This is a genomic window from Beijerinckia sp. 28-YEA-48 (assembly GCF_900104955.1).
Classification (GTDB): Bacteria; Pseudomonadota; Alphaproteobacteria; order Rhizobiales; family Beijerinckiaceae; genus Terripilifer.
Map to the genome: position 1 here is coordinate 2,846,850 of NZ_FNSI01000001.1, position 16,047 is coordinate 2,862,896.

A 16,047-nucleotide genomic window follows, 5' to 3' on the forward strand; every position below is an offset into this window, starting at 1 on the left:
ACGGTGGCAGAGGAAACGGATAACGCTGTTCCTTACGGCCGGCCATTTTTGATCGTGTGGTTCTTGAATAGCTGGGCACCACAGCTCAACGACAGTGCCGTCGTTGTTCGAGGCACTTCCTTCTCGTAGACCTCGACGAAGACGTCAAACGCGGCCCGAGCTGCTTTGGCATCCTTCAGCTGGCCAATAATCTCAACCACTCCGCCCCGGTCTCCGCCCCAGGGCCACCGCTGGATTTTGAAGTGCATCCCGTTGAACGGGTCTTCACGGGTCAGCTTCATGTAGTAGTGCTGCAGAGCGTATGTAGCGTAACGCACTGATTCAACACTTAGACGAGCTTCTTTGCCCTCGTTCATCCGGCCCCACAGCTTGAACATGAGGGCCTGGACCAACTCCAGGTCATTGATGATGTCGCCGGGTGAGAACTCGTCTGCCATGGCGGATATGGATTCCACCGGCAGGCCTGGCTGTCAAGAACGAAGCGAGAACAAATCACGTTCGCCTCCGCCCCAGGAGGGTGATGAGAGCCCCTGCCCCGAGGGTGAAGGCTGTTAAAACTGCATGGAAAAGGGTGGTGGCGAGGTGGGGATTGAGCAGCGCCAGGACAAAGGCGATGGTCACGCAGACGAGGGTCAGCGCGAGCCCACAAAGGATAATAAGACGAGTGTTCATTACAGTCTCTCGGATCATTATCGATCGAGAGACACTTTCGCGCGCGAGAGGGCTCTCGACCGTGAGGTCGATAAAACCCTCAATCGCGCTAACCACTAGGTTTCGGGGGAAACCTAAGCTCGACTGAGAAGCAACCTAGATTACTTCGACCCCTATGACCCTGACCCTTTCGGGCTCACGTCGGGGCGTTCCGTGGATAAGAACGAGTGACGAACGTTGATTCTAGCCCGATTCGCGCGCTCACTCAAGAGTACCCGTCCACAAGCGCCTTCTGCAGCCGGGCGACCAGTCTTTCTGCGTCCTCTTTGCTCCACACGGCAAAGAGCTGTGCCTCATCAAACAGAGCGTCACGGTTGTCGCTCTCATAGTCCATTGGGGGAGTTTCCACCCCCAACAGCGCCTGGTCGGTCGCAGCCATCCACATATCGGTATCGCTGCACTCATCAAACCAAGGGAAGAGATCTTGCACGACAAAATCGTCGGCAACTGTCTCCCCTTTGATCACGACCTCACCGTGCATGTAGTCGACATAGCCCGGCCGCTGGGCAGCGAACTTGGCAAAGATCGTCCCTGCAGGCAGACTAAGAAACGTTTTCCGATCAACGATCCTCATGCATGTCCGCCCTTTCCAGAGCCGCCTTCTCCGTGAAGACCGCGTTTGGGAATCGCTTCTTCAGCTTTTCCATATTACCCCGTGTCACCCGCGTGATGCCACCCTGGGCATTGCAGAGGAGCTGGAGATACCAAAGAAGGTCGCCAGTCTCGAGCAGCAACTCGTTCTCGTCGATCTCCTTCTGGTTATAGAGCGCCGTCGACAAGAGTTCCCCCAGCTCGGCTGCTTCGGTACAGACGCCAATAATGCCGTGGAGAATGTCGAGGTCCACAACGTCGAAGCGAACCCCAGGCTCGTCGAACTTCATAGACTCGACCTCAGCCCCGTTTTCGGTGTCTCGCCCATAGAAGAGTGCCTTCTTAACACTATCGAGATTTCTTCCCTCTCGGGCGAAGTCATCGAAGGTCCAGGCGAGCAGCGTGGGATGAGACAGCTCCTCATGGAACTTCTCGTACTTCGCCAACGGTCTCACGAAATCGGCATAGTTCTCGCCGTCAACGTTGATGTCAGTCGAGATCGGATACTGACGACTGAGCCGCAGCGCCCCCTCGGGCAAGGAAACCATGATCTGGTTCCCCTTCTCGTCAAGGACACGTTGAAGCTCGGCCATCTTCCCAGTCTGCTGTGCCTTCATCACGACAACCTCTTCCATCACTTCGCCCTCTTTTTCGGTTTCCGCTTCACAACCTTGATGTCGTCCAGACGCAGAACGTTGACTGGTCCGCCGCTGTTTTGATCGACCAGAATGGCGATCTCGACTGCCTTCGCTGCGTCGGCGCCCATATGCATGGCAGCCGTGGCTGCCATGGCTCCTGATCCTCCGGCCCAATACGGACCTGCAGCTGGCCACCAGCCGCCTTCCTCAATGCAGAAGACGCGGCCATCTTTGCAGACGACGAAGATCGAACTGTCTGCCATGCTCGGCAGCTTCGAAGCATCCCACTTGTCGGGGTCGTCCCAGGGCAGCTTCCGCATACGATCCAGCTTCTGAGCTGCAGCGTAGACGTTGCTGATGGTTCCCATGACCGCATAGATCACGGGGTGTTTTGTGCTGATCCAGGCCTTCTTGATGGAGTTGGGGACGATACCGTCCCCACTCGTGATCCGGGAATCGAAGGCCACTACCCCGTCTCTGACGGCGAGAGTGGTCAAGCGCCACCTCCCTCATCGAGAGCCCACGGGCCGGGGTCGAGCTTGTAGTTGGGGTCCACAAACCAGTCTTCGGGGCTCGGTTTTGGAATCGGGAAAGCTCCCGTCCGCATGACGTACTGCCTCAGTTTGTCGAGCGTCACATGAGGCTGATCCAACTTCTCAAGGCGATCCTCTTCCATCAGCTCCCAGATCGTCTTGCTATCCGCCGGCAGCTTGATCTCTTCCTCACCCGGCTTCGCCGGCGGGGAATTAAACCGCAACTGCTTCCGCTCGCCTTCGTGTTTCCAGCGGTCATCCTCACCCAGATCGGCATCAAAATGCTCGATCAGGAAGGCGATGTTGCAGCCTATGACTGACAACATCGGCAGCCCGCTCTCTTCGTCGTAGTCCTTACCCTCTTTGAAGTCTGTAAGATGACGCTCCAGGCTATCGATCATGCTCTTCCACTTGAAGCCTTTCCGCCAGTTCTCGGCGCTGTACTTCTGTTCGCCGTACGTCAGAGCGAAGGCGACATAACGGTTGAGCGACGACGGCACCAAGCTCATGCGGGGCTTGCCGTTGTTATATCGAAGTGCGTTGGTGCTCATTTGGCCTCCTTGTAGCCATAGAGGCGGTCGATGAAGTCAAAGAGTTCATCGGAGGTCTTGATGAACGATTGTGTGTAGGACTTGTCGGCATTGTAAACGCGGACCGAGAACTCACCTCTGGAGGTGAGCTTGATGGACATATGGGGCATCACTCACTCCTCAGCTGGTAGAACCGTGTCATCCACGCCTGGGCGGCGTCATCTGGATGCATTGGGTCAACAATGCAGTCCAGCATCGGGTGGCGGAGTTCGTACATGAGACCCAAGGCGAGCATCTCGTCGTTGCGGATCGCAATGTCGTAGCCGTGGATTTGCCGGTAATGATCCCAAGGGACCCCCAAAAGATTCGCCAGGTGGCCGAGGATTCTCAGCTCATAGAGTTCGATCTCTGGGAACTTACTCTTGGCCGACGCTGGGATGTCGCTGATGAAGGTCTCAGCCAGGTCGTGGGTGAGAGCCGCCATGGCTAGCTCCTGTGGCACGTACCAGGACAGGAGTGTTTGATGCTGCGCTATAGAGAGGGCGAACTTGCCCCGACCGGCGTAGCGATTGATCCGCGAACACGCAAATGCGAGGTCGGGAATCTGTAGGTCGAACATTTCCTTTGTAAGCAATAGAGGATCGTTCAGCGCGTGGAGTGTGGGACAGAACATCATCAGTCCACTCCATAAAAGAAGGAGCGAACGCCCACTGGGTCTTTCCGGGGGATGAGATAGAGGACCACCCACCCGTCCTTATGACGACCCTGGCACATCTCATGTGTGCCAGCGTCGAAGAGACGGCGGGCTTCCTTGATCGGGTGGAAGAACCGATGCGGCCACGGTCCACCCGGGTCCTTCACCGCGATGACGTGTTTCTGCATACCCGGCTTGCCGAGTGTGAAGAGATCATCGGGGATGGGGTAATTGGGGCGCTTAAACGTATACGATGAGGCGTTGGCCTGTCGTTGTTTAAGCTCTCGATAGTCCATTCCGAGGAGTCGAGCGACCTTAGAGACATTGCCTCCTGTTCGCGTCAACTCCTCATCTACTAGGCGTTCAATGACCTCAGACACGTGGCCCTCATCGTCAGAATTCCAGGATTGTTCCTGCTGACGGAGACTTGTGTGTGATGAGGATAATTTGCGAGATTCGGTCCACAAGGAGTCCTAGGGAGTCCTGCGTTTTCTGAGCACGATCATCGTCCATGGACGCGTCGATCTCATCACCGATGAAGACAGGGAAGACATTGTTCGTCAGCACCTGTCCCAGTCCCAGTCGCAGAGCCAGGTTGGCACATGCCTTACCTGACCCCGACAACGTACCGAGCGGTTGTCCGTCGACGGTCACTTCAAAGTTCTCATCGACGACAATGCTATTACGTTGTCCACCAGTCATACGTGTCAGAAGCCACGAGGCGACCTTCGATAGCGACGGCACAAGGTACGTCTTGATGCGTGACCGCATCTCGACAAGGAACAGGCGAGCCTGCTTCCAGCCTTCCAGCTCGACGCGCTTCTCAGACACGACAGCTGAGGTAGCGGTCCAGGCAGCATGAGCCTTCTGGTGCATGGTCAACTGCATCTCGTAATCACGAGCGATCTTGAGCTGTCTCTCAACGTGGGCCAGCGCGTCGTCCACCAACTGGAGTTTCGCCAGCTCATTTTCCTTGACCGCCTTCTCAGCCATCCAGGCGTCGTAGGGCCCGATGTCGCGATCGTAGATATGCTTGGCAGCTTCGTACGCCTGCCGCGTGCGCAGTGCCTGCTCGATGGGCGTCCGATCCGGGCGAGCGCCGAGATCAAACAGCATCTTGTCCTGCACCGAAATATGCACCGCGCCTGCGGCCCGCGCTAAGGATTCTCGGGTTGCCTGGGGTCGCGCAGCCTCAAGTGGAAATTGCGAGACCTCCGCCCAAGTCTTTTGGATGACGTCTCGGTCCCAGTTATCTATCCGACGAACCTGATCCGCCAGATCGGCAAGCGAGAGGCTAGGCTGAGGAAGGTTGCCCAGCTCGGTCAGGAGGAACTTGTAGTCGGCAATAGCCTGATGTTCGAGGCTGAAGCGCGTCTGACAATGAGGACAGTCAGCGTGGGGAGCTTTACCCAGCTGCTCCAGCTTTGCCGTGTAAACCGCCTGCTCTTTGAGTTTGCCGTGGAGCGCAATCTGCTCTTCGGCAGTCTCGCGAGTGATCGATGCCCGAGGATTATCACGCTCGAAGGCAGCACGGCGCCCGGCTTGGTCGAACAAGTCCCACTCTAAGCGGATCTGCTCGGGGTCGAAGTCGATGACCTGGAGGGTCTTGATGCGCTTATATTCTACCTCCCAGGCGTTGATCTGTGCCAGCTGCTCATTCAGGACCGCCGCTGATGGCACGTCTGGTTCCACAGGCAGCTTCGGCTCGGGCTTCCCTACCGAAAGCCAGCCCTTGAGCTGGGATTGTAGCTGCTGTTGTTCCTTGAGAGTGACGAGCTGCCCCTCCAAATCCGGGATCGGCTGCAGGTCTTCGGGAGCCACAGGCGTCTGCGGCTCCGACCCCATATGCTTTTCCAGGACCTCAATCTCTTTACCGGCAAGGCTGGCCTGCTCCGACACCCACTTCGTCACGGTGTCGATCCGGTCCACACCAATAACCTGGTCGACCATCCGCTTCCGTTCGGCCGGCAGCATATTGCCCAGACGCTCGACGTCACCCTGGTTCGTCACGCAGGAGATGTCGAAGACGTCCAGACCGAACCCGAGCGAGGATAGGAGCTTCTGGTTCACAGGTTTGACACCTGTGGCGACCAGCTCTTGGTTCCGCCACAGCTTGGCTTTGTTGATCTGGCGTTCGACCCTGTAGTTCTCGCCACGGAGATCGAACTCAGCCGTCAGCTGGAGGGTCTTGTAATCCTCACTGGTGCCACGGAGCGCCGAAGTACCAAATAGGGCAAACCGCATCATCTCGATGACGAAGCTCTTCCCCTGCTCATTGGCACCGGTGATCTGTGTCAGTCCCTTGGTAAGGTCCAACTCACGCTGGAGCGTTCTCCCCGTCGACGGGAAGGTCACGCTGTACTTCAGGGTCTTGAACATTCTTGCTCTCTTCCTTCATCCGGTGCAGGACCTCGCCAAAGTGGAACATCATCACTTTGGTCCAGATGTTCTGGACAATGTCGGGTCCGAAATCGCTGTCTTCGACCAGCTTGAGGGCGTCTGCATAAGCGCCCTCCCCCAAAGCATCCTGCTGGATCAGAAACTCCAGCAGCTGTATCTCAGGAGGGATCAGCCACTGCTGGGCTCGAATGGCCTTCAGAGCGTCACTTCGAAAGCTTCCTGCCATTTGCTCCTCAGCTGTTCGGCCACCGTTTCTGGCAGCGTGAATTCTTTGGCGACGTCGTCGTAGAGACTGCTCAGATTGAAGTCGCCCAGGTTGACGTCGAGATCTGCGCTGGCGACTTCTTCTGGTTTGCGGACCTGGAGCTGCAGGCAGTCGATCGTGAGATCGAAGATTTCACCCGGCTCAAGGTCGATACGGACACATTTGTTCTTCAGGTCCGTGGCACTCGCCGCTTCCTTGAGGCTCAGGGTGACATAAAGATGGTCGTTGTCCTGCTCACCGAACGCATATGGTTGCATCGATCCGACCACGGTGACGTCGATGCCATCACGGGAGAAGGCGTCGGGCTTGTGGATGTGACCGGTGTAGGCCTGGGTGATCCCCAGGTCCTTGAGCTGTAGGGTCGGGATTAGGTTGTGGACGTCTGAACGGGTATCGACGTCCCAGTGTCCGAAGGCTTTCTGCACTGTCGAATGACTTTTTGGCAGACCCTCAATCATCTCCGATGCTGGGATGGTTGGGTGCCAACCGCACAGCAACAACCCGTCCGATACATAGAGCATGTCAACGGGTGTGACGTTCTTCAGCTCTGCCGTCAGAGCGGTGAACACATCAAAGGCAGTCTGCACCTCCAGGTCCCGGCTGGCGTCGTGGTTGCCTCGGAGGACAAAAAACACAGTGTCCGGGTTGTTTCTGGCCGCCTCTTCGTACGCCCAGTACGTTTCCATAATCATGGACAGGCTGACGACAGGCTTATCGAACAGGTCCCCCATGTGGATGTGGCAATCACACCCCTCCGGGTCCAACTCCTGGACGAACTGCTGCCAGACCATCTTCTCCCGGTCGTCCCGGCGGTGCAGCGGCACGTTCGTGATGAACCGCCGCCCGAGGTGGGTATCCCCCAGCAGTTTGATGCGTTTTCCGTTGTGGTCGATAATCAATTGGACCCCGCGAGGTACATAAGGAGGAAGAACACGGTCTCAGCGAATTGGATGGGACCGCGCATAAAAAGAGCAAGGGTGACCGCTGCGACAGCGATCACCCCACTCGTAATCCAGATGAAAGCTTTCATCTTACGCACGCACCCCCTTACACTGAATCATGACCCGGTCCAGACGGTCGCCCACCAGCTCTCGCAGTTGTGCATCCGTCAGCTTTCCTTCCGCCCAATCGGCCAGGTAGAAGGCGTCGCGCCCGTTTTCCATCGGAACCAAGGCCTGCATCGGAACAATGCAGCCATAGTTCAGCGTGACGAGGACATAGAAGGTCGCAATGAAACTAAGCATTGGTCACCAACTTGATTTGGTGGAGGACGTCGAAGATCGCGTTGTGAGCCTCGCCCACGAACTCAAACTGCTGTTCCCACTCCAACGGTTCGGTGTGGCCCCGTCCGGTGATGTAGGAACGGACGTCAACCGCGTTGTAGTACCTGAGCGGGTTCTGGATCATGAACTGGCGGAAATATGAGTCCATGAAACCCCAGTCGAAGCTGATGGGCTTGGCCCAGAAGCGGATGGGACGGTTGGTCGGCGTCTTGGCGATCCAGTTGAAGAGGTCCTGCATAACCAGGGCCGGGTCCTCAGACCGCGCCAAGATCGCTTCGAGGATCTCGGGCTTCTGTCTGCCCCACCATTGACGCGTGCTCTCGTCCCAGAAGCGGTTCGGGACGTTCGGCGCCAGGGATCTGCAGAACATGTCGTCGGCGTCGACTTCTCCGGTCTCAACGTTGAAGCGAACAGCTGCGGCCTGAAGCATCCAGCTGTGGCTGGGATCGATGCCTGTGGTCTCACAGTCGAACATGATGTCGGGGTAAACGAGATTGGTCACAGGTCCTCCTGCGTGAGTTCGCGCATCTCGGACCATGGAATGGAAAACAGCTTGAGCGCCTCGCGGCTTTCAAGCCCCTGGAACGGCAACACGAACCAACGGTTCAATGAAAGGGAATGGACGAAGATTTCGTAGCGACCACCTGCCGGAAGGATCATCCGTGCCGCCGTACGTTGACTGGGCTTGATGAGAGAGAAGGGAAACTTCCTCTCGTCAATCGTCGACTTCACCTCGATGTAGCGGGTGCCGTTCCGGCGGGTGGTCAGGAGATAATCCGCTGGCTGCTCTTCGTAGAACCCGGCAGCGCCGGTCTTTCCACGAACATGAGCCGCATCTGGGAAACGGTGAAGGTGCGCGTCCTTACCGAGGGACCGCACCATCGCCTCGAACTCTTTCTCAGATGGTTTGCCAGTGTTTTTCGCCATGGCAGTGAGGTGGCGACGGGTCCCGAAATTACAAAGTGGGACTCCCTAGGAGTCTGGCCTGAGGTCATCCATAAAACTGGACAGCACCAGTCCCGCTGCACCTATGGGGTGCGGAAGCAACACCAGTTCAATCCCGACTTCGGCGAACAAGCTCCGGGTCACCTCGAACGACGCTGCCCAACGTGGGTTGTCGTCCGGGAGCGAGACCACACGCTTGATGCCAGCTTGAGCAATCAACCCGGCACATCCGCTGCAGGGCATGAATGGCCAAACATATAATGTGCAGCCATCCAGCGGTCCCGTAGCATTGACGATGGCGTTAGCCTCCGCGTGGACTACCAGCTTGTACTTCTCGTCACGATTGTTCAGGCGTTCTGGGGTGTCAGCCACTTTGCGGGGGAAACCATTGTACCCGAGACTGATCACCTGCCGTTTATCGTTCACAACCACAGCACCAACCTTAGTGCTGGGGTCTTTCGAGGCGGCAGAGGTGTAGCGGGCGAGACCGAGCCAGAAGAGGTCCCATTTCATACCGCCACCGGGGCTTTGATCGTAGGCTCCGGTTCGTAGTGAAACAGCTTGATGTCGTCGTATCGGAAATCAAACAACGACGTGATTTCAGAGTTGAGGACGAGTTCCGGAAGCTTCTTGGGCGTCCTCAGCAGCTGCTCCTGAACCTGTTCAAAGTGGTTCCGGTAGATGTGAGCATCACCGAAGCTGATGATTAGGTCACCAACCTCTAGATCCGTGACATGGGCCACCAGATGCGTCAGAAGCGCGTAGCTGGCGATGTTGAACGGAACGCCGAGGAACATGTCGGCCGACCGCTGGTACATGTGGCAGGACAGGCGCCCGTTGGCGACGTAGAACTGAAACAGACAATGGCACGGTTCCAGTCGCATTTCCGGGAGGTCATCTACATTCCAGGCTGAGACAACCATACGGCGGGAGTTCGGGCCCCATTTGATTCTCGATATGACATCGCTCAACTGGTCATACTTTCGACCGTCGACGGCCGACCAGGAACGCCATTGCTCGCCATAAACCGGGCCGAGATCGCCGTTGGCGTCGGCCCACTCGTCCCAGATGCTGACACCGTTATCTTTCAAGTATTTGATGTTGGTGTCACCCGAGATGAACCATAGCAGCTCATGGACCACCGACTTAAAGTGAATCCGCTTCGTGGTCATGAGCGGAAAGCCCTTCTGCAGCGGAAAACGGAGCTGCGGTCCGAACATGGATCGGGTGCCAGTTCCAGTCCTATCTTCCTTGTCGGTACCGCGTTGCATGATGTCTTGGAGGAGATTGAGATAGTTCTTCAACGACGAAGCTCCGTCAGGGTGCGGGAAAGGTCCATGCTCGCTCGCTTGGCGGCGGCATTCTCTTTGGTGCAGCAGGCGCTTTCGCCTGATGCGTCCTCAGCTTTCATGCGCATGATTGCCATTTGCGCAGCCTCAATGAAGCGAACTGCCTCACGGACCGCATCCTCAAGCTTGGAAATTCGTGTGCTATGCCAGCTCATTCAACTCTTCCTCAGGATTGTTCAGGTAGTAGAAACGTTCAATGAACGTCCCGCCTATGTGACTGTGGATGCGAACGAGCACCCAGACCGTGCGCCACCAACAGATGCGGCCTTCAACAACTCTGGGGAGGAACAGAAACTTGCGGTAGCAATACTCATCGATCATGCATCCACCTTCACTTTTGATCTGTTTTTCTCCCTGATCTCAGGAATACGGTCCCAAGCTCGTTCGGATTCGTTGGTAACAACCTGATGAGCGTCCAACCCAAGAGACGCCGCAACAGCAAGCGCTGTGAATAAAACCCCACCAAGTTCCTGGTGTGGCTCTCCCACAGGGCGAGAGAACGTGTGTTCGACTTGCCGGAATGCGTTCTCTCTTGTGATGCCGACTGCCTGGGCGAGTTCTACAGCCTCTTCCAGAAGCCGAAGAGCACGGGTTCGCCGGTCCATATTTCCGGACGAGCCAGGGAACGCCGTTTCAAGCCACTTGACGACGTTGCGCTGGGTATCTGAGAGGGATGGTGACATCACAACCGCTCTCCCTCATGGAAGGCCACCGCAACCGGAAAGCGCGGAATGCCATCCGGCGTCGGCGTGAAGTACCGAACCGTGGCTGTGGTCGGAGAGGTGCCGAGCAACGCCTTCGTATAGGCCTGATCACCCTTGATCCCAGCGCCGAACTCACGGCCATCAGCCAGCTTCAGGGTCACCTTCTTGGCGTAACCTGCCCAGTTTCCGAGTCCTTCCTCGAGCCGAACCACCTCGAACTCGGCGTCCTGGAATTCCTTCCGCTTCAGGAGCTGCTTCGAGCGCTTCTGCTCGTAGTCGCCGTTGAGTCTAACCATCTGCCCTTCGTACCCAGCTTCCAGATACTGGCCATAGAGGGTGTTGAGTGCAGCTGCGTCGGACACCTCACCGGTTGGCACCATCTTGAGGCTGGTGGAGAAGTCCTTCGCCATGATCCGAAGGCTGGACAAGCGCATGAAGAATGAACCCGGTACCGAAGGCACGTCGTAAATGTGGTACTGGATCAGCCGAGCGGATTCCGCCAGGTCCGCGTCGGTCGGCTTCTGCTTCTTGACGAGGCTAGTGATCTTGTTGAAGTCGTCGCTGAGCGTGTCCCCATAAAGCTCCCCATCCAGGATCAGGCTTGGTGCAAGGGCGAAGAAGCCAGATAGCGCCCCCGAGACGTGCGGACAGGACAGGATCGGCTTTCCCTGTCGGGACCACAGACCCTCCTTGGTGGCGATGCAACGAATGCCATCCAGCTTGGGTTGGCTGAACACGTGCGGATGACCGCTCGGGAAATCCGTGTACTTCTCGGCCAGCATCGGCTTGATGACGCTGTCGCGGGGACGGTCAACTTCCCCAATAGTGAGACGGTAATCCCTCGCGAGCTTCTTGCTGCGCTCGGCGTCGGCCTCGAACTGGGCCTGTTCCTCGGCCGTGTCCTTGGACTTCGGTGCGGCGATGGTCCAGCCACTGACGACCAGGTTGCCGTCGAGAATACCGGCGTGGGTCCGCCATTTGTCGCCTTCGACCTCATAGGCCCAAGTGCGGATGTTCTGTTTGGAATCGCGCTTGTAGATGGGTTCCGATATCATTTTACCTCCATTCGATCTTAAGCTGCTTGGGCATAAGCATGCGGCTTCGCCCGCTCCTCGAAGAGCCAATCGATCACTTCCTTGTACCCAGCCTCGTCCAGGCGCTTGCCCGCTCGGGCCTCACCCACGATCTCTGCATCAGGTTCGAACAGCTCGACCTGTCCCAGACGCGCCTTGTCCTTCGTCCATGGCGCGAAGGTCAGGCCGACTGACGGCGAAGCGTCGAGCTTGCATTTCTGGAAAAGATCGGGGTGCGTGATCATGACGTCACGCGCCTGAGTGATGAACTGAGGTGCGATCTCGCGATGAACCGAGAACAAGACCTCGTCGTGGATCGGTGCCAGGAAGCGGGCGTCTTTCCGCCACTTCGGGACGATCAATTTGTCCTCAATCGACAAGATCGACCGCTTGGCAATCGTCGCGCAGGTTCCTTGGATGTACGCGTTGACGGACTGATTACCTCCGCGCTTGGCGATCTTGCGCCCAATCCAGCGCATGACCTCATGAAAGTTGGCGAGGTCGGTCAGGTGTGTGTCGGTGATGAATTTCCGGCACCACTCGTCAAACCACTGGTTCGTCGACTCGTAGCGAGTGTACCGTTGGCCGTCCGGTAGCGTGATGTAGCCCCTGGACTGAACCTCTTCGATCAACCCGACGCGCCATGCTTCGGCTTCAGGGAAACGAGCGCGGTAGGCATCCGTAGCGTCGGCGGTCTTAGTGGTGTCCCAACCCATGCGCTCGCCAATGGTGGCGAGCCAACCGGAGTACCAGTAGTTGAAATTGGCCCCCTTCCCGATCTCGGTGCGCCAGTATCCATAGGCCTTCTTCGGCTCGAGAACCTCGCCCTTCAGATTGTTCTGAATGCGTTTCAAGTCCTCAAGTTTCACCCCGATGTCATCGGCGTAATCACCCCAGGCGTCGTGCGCCCTGAGCTTCTTGAAGACGTCGAGGCTCATAAAGGGAAGTTCAACACGAAGAATGTCGGCCGCCGAGCCGCCGTGCAGGTCTTCGTGCGGGAGCTGGCCAAAAGCCTTGATGAACTCCCGGTCGCCCGAGAACTCACCAATTTCGACCAGCTCGATACCCGACCAGTCGATGGAGACGATGACGTGATCTTCCTCGTCTGGGAGGAAGTAGCCACGCACGAAGACGGACTCGCCACGCTTCGCAAGCTGCATCGGATTGGGTTCAGAGCCGGCCATACGACGTGTCGCCAACATGGACGTCAGCGTCGGATACATCCGGTTCGTTTCCGGATCGGTCAGCTGCAGGTACGGAGCGATGTAGAGCTTCGCGCGCTGATCGACCGAGGCCAGGGCATTGATCTGCTCGATGACGGTGATCGCTGCCTCTTGTCCCTCTTGCTTACTAAGCCGGATCAGAAGCTTGCCCCGGGCCTCACCATCACCCTCAATCTTGCCCTGAGACACAATCGGCTTCGTGCCAATGAGATCGTAGAGCAGCGTGCGGATTGGCATGTAATGCGAATAATTTGGGCCAACGGATTTTGCGGCGCCCAGTTCCTTGGTCCACTGGTTCGAAATTGAACCACGAGCCTGCATGAGTTCGGCATAATCGTCCTTCTGGTCGCCCAGGTTCGCCCAGTTGACAATCTGCTGCCGATACTTGGCGTGGTTGTTCTGGTACCACTTCTCAAACTTCAGCAGGTTCGCGTTCGGCTCTGCCGGAAATGGTAGGAGCTGCTTCACACCTGCTCGCAACGTTCGCAAGATGCCCGCTGCCGTCTGCCTCTCGGTGTGGAGCTGGTTCTTGATGGCGTCGGAATTAACCCGGAGGCCGCCGAGCTTCGCATCCGCGAAGATCTTCGTCATCGGGTTCTCTTGCGTCATGAAGGTTTCAACGAGCTTATTCCCCCCTCGCTGCATCATCATCGCGAGCAGATGACGGAACAGACGCACGGTCCAGTAGGAGTCATCGGCGCCGTACGCGACCACTTCTTCGCCTGTGAGTTCTCCCATATGGGCCTTGTCACCCAGGACCTCCGCGAAGGTCGTCATGCGATGACCGAAGTGCGATTGAACTGCCTGCTTCAGACCGTAGCCGTAGGCCAAGGAACCCGCGAGACCGTTCCACGACCACGCTGACGAGGACTCTTTAGCTATGATCTTGTAGGCCAGCTCCGAAAGCTCGGGGGTCATCTCCCGCGTCTCGCGGTTGTAGCCGGTCAAAGATGCGCGGAGAATGAGCGGGACGAGCTTCTGAATCTCACCAATGCCACTCATACGCCAAGCGTCGATGTTGTACTCGTCCGGGCTATAGGTGCTGACGGCCATCTGCAAAGTGCAGATTACGTTCTCGAGATCATAACCCAGGCAAGACTTGGCGACGGCCAACTCGAACGGTGCGTTGTGCGCGACCCAGTACGCACCAGTCTTCCGAGCCTCGTAGCAATCGAGCAGATGCTGGGGTTCTAGCCTGTTCTCAACATCGGCATGGCCGAAGTTCATATAATAGGCCTCCGACATATTCTCGCTGTAGAACGAAGCACCGACAAGATCGGTCCGACGCATGTCGAAGATCAGTTTCTTGCCAGCGGCTTTCTTCCGCGTGACCGGATCGTAGCCACAGCGCTGATTGAGACCCTCATGGCGACGATCATCGTGCGTCTCAAAGTCGTGACCGATGAAGTCCGCTTCAGAGATCAGCTTCACGAGCTGCGGTTTGACCTGGGCAATATTGCGCTTGTCGACGAGAACTGCGGGGACTGTCATAGAAGGTATTGCTCCAACAGGGCGTTCGCCTTGGCTTGATTTTTCTGACCGACGACCATGTGGCGGGTCATCTCGTCTTCAGGAATCGTGTAGAGGCCGACGATCTCCCACATCTTCAGGGCCTCGACGGCGTTGCTCACTTCACCCAACCAGTTGCGGGTGGCGGCCGTGGGGAGTTGTTCGGCCGTCATGGCCACGACGCGAGCGTCGCCCCCGTTGAACGCTGCCTTGAGCTGGTGCTTCGTTTGGGGGGTGAGCTGAGCCCAACCTTTCTGCCCGAACAGCTTCACACCAGGGATGTTGTCCGAGGCGTCACCGACGAGCGTTTTGTAGAGACGAACGTCATCTGGAGGCAGTTCGGTCGTGAAGTCCGCGCTGGTGTGACCATCGAACAGCTGCGACAGATCGCGGTCCTGCGAACGAATGTGTTTGTTCGTCACCGGATAGGCACGAACAATCGTCGCAATCACATCGTCCGCCTCATAGGTCGGGACCGTGATCTGGACCGAAGGTGTGAAAGCGAGCCCCTCCCGGAGCAGGTTGACCATTGGCCAAATATTATCCGGGTGCGGAAGGCGCTTGCTCTTGTAGGCCGGGAAAATGGCTTGGCGGCGCTTCTTCGCCCCGGCTCCGTCCCAGCACCAAATGTTCACGTCGCCGGCTTGTGTCGCCAGCATGTCGTTGATGATCCTGCGCGGGGCACGACCTGTTACGTCCCGTTCAAGCTCGCGCCGAACGTGGAATAAAGCGTCAATAATGTAGATCATGAGACCCTCGAAAAGGTCCCCAGCTTCCCCTCTTCGAGGTGGAGCTGGGGCCAAGTTCTTCGACGCTGGAGTGCAGAAGGGAGGGAGAGTTCAGCGACGAAGTTTGATGACCCGAAGTGCAGACGTCGTACCTCGGATCAGCAACTCAGAAATCAGTTCGTGACGTTCTCGATGGAGAACACGCCGTAGTTGTTCGAGCCCTTCTTCTTCGGAATATGAACAAGCGTCACAGCGATATCCTCGTCTTCGTCCCGACCGGCGGCCTTCATGGCCTTGACCCACGGCGCAACCATCTGGGTGCCCGTATACGGGGTCGAGTAACCAATGCGGGTGCCCGCCGGGATGACGCCCGCCTTGCCCTGGACGTCCTTCGTCAGGGTGAACACGAGGTCGAACGAGATATACTGACCCTTGCACCGAGCGTCGGTGCTGCGAGCCATCTGGATGACATCAGCCCACGCCTGGCCGGTGGTCATCTCACGGATGCCATCGACCGAATGCTTGTAGGTCTGATTGCCGGCCAACGAGAAGCTTACGGTGTACTTCGCCGCGACTTCCGCCAGCTTGATCGAGACACCGAGCTTCTCGAACGGCATGATGTCTTCACCGATCCGCAGGCCAGTATCCTTGACCTTGAGATAGGCATCGACGGCATTGCCGACCTGGGAGAGAGCGTCATCGACGCTGATGGCGCGGCCTGCAGGGAGCGTGACAACCGACGACTGCTTGTTGTCGTTCGACACAGTCGGGAGTGAGTCTGCAGCTGTATTGGCCTGTTCCATAGCAGCGTTGAGAGCGTTATTCAGAGACATGAGTGTGCGTTCCTTGAAAAGGTTGTGGTTCAGATTGA

General features: G+C 57.4%; 22 protein-coding genes. 1 reads left to right on the forward strand and 21 read right to left on the reverse strand.

The window, feature by feature from the left end; all coding sequences use genetic code 11:
* Positions 1-32: 32 nt before the first annotated feature.
* From BLW50_RS13505 to BLW50_RS13580, 17 genes are all read right to left on the reverse strand, one after another.
* Complete coding sequence (locus BLW50_RS13505) at positions 33-437, reverse strand: hypothetical protein (protein WP_139267613.1); 405 nt, start codon at positions 435-437, stop codon at positions 33-35.
* A gap of 55 nt (positions 438-492) precedes the next feature.
* Entirely contained in the window at positions 493-672 is a 180-nt protein-coding gene (locus tag BLW50_RS13510) for a hypothetical protein (RefSeq protein WP_139267614.1), read from the reverse strand.
* Between the two features lie 244 nt (positions 673-916).
* Positions 917-1,285 (reverse strand): hypothetical protein, encoded by a 369-nt coding sequence (locus BLW50_RS13515; protein ID WP_090703177.1) that lies wholly within the window; start codon positions 1,283-1,285, stop codon positions 917-919.
* Entirely contained in the window at positions 1,272-1,937 is a 666-nt protein-coding gene (locus tag BLW50_RS13520; RefSeq protein ID WP_090703179.1) for a nucleoside triphosphate pyrophosphohydrolase family protein, read from the reverse strand. The genes BLW50_RS13515 and BLW50_RS13520 overlap by 14 nt, the downstream gene beginning before the upstream one ends.
* Entirely contained in the window at positions 1,937-2,437 is a 501-nt protein-coding gene (locus BLW50_RS13525) for a hypothetical protein (RefSeq protein ID WP_139267615.1), read from the reverse strand. The genes BLW50_RS13520 and BLW50_RS13525 overlap by 1 nt, the downstream gene beginning before the upstream one ends.
* Positions 2,434-3,024, reverse strand: a complete 591-nt coding sequence (locus BLW50_RS13530; RefSeq protein ID WP_090703185.1) for a dATP/dGTP diphosphohydrolase domain-containing protein — start codon at positions 3,022-3,024, stop codon at positions 2,434-2,436. Before BLW50_RS13530 ends, BLW50_RS13525 begins: the two co-directional genes overlap by 4 nt.
* Positions 3,021-3,173: a hypothetical protein gene (locus BLW50_RS30710; RefSeq protein WP_170850144.1), complete on the reverse strand. Its 153-nt coding sequence runs from the start codon at positions 3,171-3,173 to the stop codon at positions 3,021-3,023. The genes BLW50_RS13530 and BLW50_RS30710 overlap by 4 nt, the downstream gene beginning before the upstream one ends.
* Positions 3,173-3,679, reverse strand: coding sequence for a hypothetical protein (locus tag BLW50_RS13535; RefSeq protein WP_090703187.1), 507 nt, complete (start codon positions 3,677-3,679; stop codon positions 3,173-3,175). Before BLW50_RS13535 ends, BLW50_RS30710 begins: the two co-directional genes overlap by 1 nt.
* Positions 3,679-4,077 carry a helix-turn-helix domain-containing protein gene (locus BLW50_RS13540; protein ID WP_170850145.1) on the reverse strand — a complete coding sequence of 133 codons (399 nt, stop codon included), beginning with the start codon at positions 4,075-4,077 and terminating at the stop codon, positions 3,679-3,681. Before BLW50_RS13540 ends, BLW50_RS13535 begins: the two co-directional genes overlap by 1 nt.
* A 13-nt stretch (positions 4,078-4,090) precedes the next feature.
* Positions 4,091-6,076, reverse strand: a complete 1,986-nt coding sequence (locus tag BLW50_RS13545) for an AAA family ATPase (RefSeq protein ID WP_090703193.1) — start codon at positions 6,074-6,076, stop codon at positions 4,091-4,093.
* Entirely contained in the window at positions 6,015-6,323 is a 309-nt protein-coding gene (locus tag BLW50_RS13550) for a hypothetical protein (protein WP_090703196.1), read from the reverse strand. Before BLW50_RS13550 ends, BLW50_RS13545 begins: the two co-directional genes overlap by 62 nt.
* Positions 6,293-7,261: a metallophosphoesterase family protein gene (locus tag BLW50_RS13555; protein WP_090703199.1), complete on the reverse strand. Its 969-nt coding sequence runs from the start codon at positions 7,259-7,261 to the stop codon at positions 6,293-6,295. Before BLW50_RS13555 ends, BLW50_RS13550 begins: the two co-directional genes overlap by 31 nt.
* Positions 7,262-7,393: 132 nt before the next feature.
* Entirely contained in the window at positions 7,394-7,606 is a 213-nt protein-coding gene (locus BLW50_RS13560; protein WP_090703201.1) for a hypothetical protein, read from the reverse strand.
* Positions 7,599-8,147, reverse strand: a complete 549-nt coding sequence (locus BLW50_RS13565; protein ID WP_170850146.1) for a 3'-5' exoribonuclease domain-containing protein — start codon at positions 8,145-8,147, stop codon at positions 7,599-7,601. The genes BLW50_RS13560 and BLW50_RS13565 overlap by 8 nt, the downstream gene beginning before the upstream one ends.
* Positions 8,144-8,572, reverse strand: coding sequence for a hypothetical protein (locus BLW50_RS13570; RefSeq protein WP_090703208.1), 429 nt, complete (start codon positions 8,570-8,572; stop codon positions 8,144-8,146). The genes BLW50_RS13565 and BLW50_RS13570 overlap by 4 nt, the downstream gene beginning before the upstream one ends.
* Before the next feature lie 45 nt (positions 8,573-8,617).
* Positions 8,618-9,103, reverse strand: a complete 486-nt coding sequence (locus BLW50_RS13575; RefSeq protein WP_090703211.1) for a dCMP deaminase family protein — start codon at positions 9,101-9,103, stop codon at positions 8,618-8,620.
* Complete coding sequence (locus BLW50_RS13580; RefSeq protein ID WP_090703215.1) at positions 9,100-9,894, reverse strand: thymidylate synthase; 795 nt, start codon at positions 9,892-9,894, stop codon at positions 9,100-9,102. The genes BLW50_RS13575 and BLW50_RS13580 overlap by 4 nt, the downstream gene beginning before the upstream one ends.
* A gap of 33 nt (positions 9,895-9,927) precedes the next feature.
* On the opposite strand from BLW50_RS13580, the gene BLW50_RS30375 reads away from it, so the two are divergent.
* On the forward strand, positions 9,928-10,347 hold the full coding sequence (locus tag BLW50_RS30375) for a hypothetical protein (protein WP_139267616.1): 420 nt from the start codon (positions 9,928-9,930) through the stop codon (positions 10,345-10,347).
* Between the two features lie 274 nt (positions 10,348-10,621).
* Here the strand turns inward: BLW50_RS30375 and BLW50_RS13600 are convergent, their stop codons facing one another.
* The 4 genes from BLW50_RS13600 to BLW50_RS13615 all read right to left on the reverse strand — a co-directional run bounded on the left by BLW50_RS13600 (position 10,622) and on the right by BLW50_RS13615 (position 16,009).
* Entirely contained in the window at positions 10,622-11,698 is a 1,077-nt protein-coding gene (locus tag BLW50_RS13600) for an ATP-dependent DNA ligase (RefSeq protein ID WP_090703229.1), read from the reverse strand.
* Positions 11,699-11,715: 17 nt separating this feature from the next.
* Positions 11,716-14,430 (reverse strand): DNA polymerase, encoded by a 2,715-nt coding sequence (locus BLW50_RS13605; RefSeq protein ID WP_090703233.1) that lies wholly within the window; start codon positions 14,428-14,430, stop codon positions 11,716-11,718.
* Entirely contained in the window at positions 14,427-15,197 is a 771-nt protein-coding gene (locus BLW50_RS13610) for a hypothetical protein (protein ID WP_090703236.1), read from the reverse strand. The genes BLW50_RS13605 and BLW50_RS13610 overlap by 4 nt, the downstream gene beginning before the upstream one ends.
* 152 nt (positions 15,198-15,349) lie before the next feature.
* Positions 15,350-16,009, reverse strand: coding sequence for a hypothetical protein (locus BLW50_RS13615; protein ID WP_090703240.1), 660 nt, complete (start codon positions 16,007-16,009; stop codon positions 15,350-15,352).
* Positions 16,010-16,047: the final 38 nt, after the last annotated feature.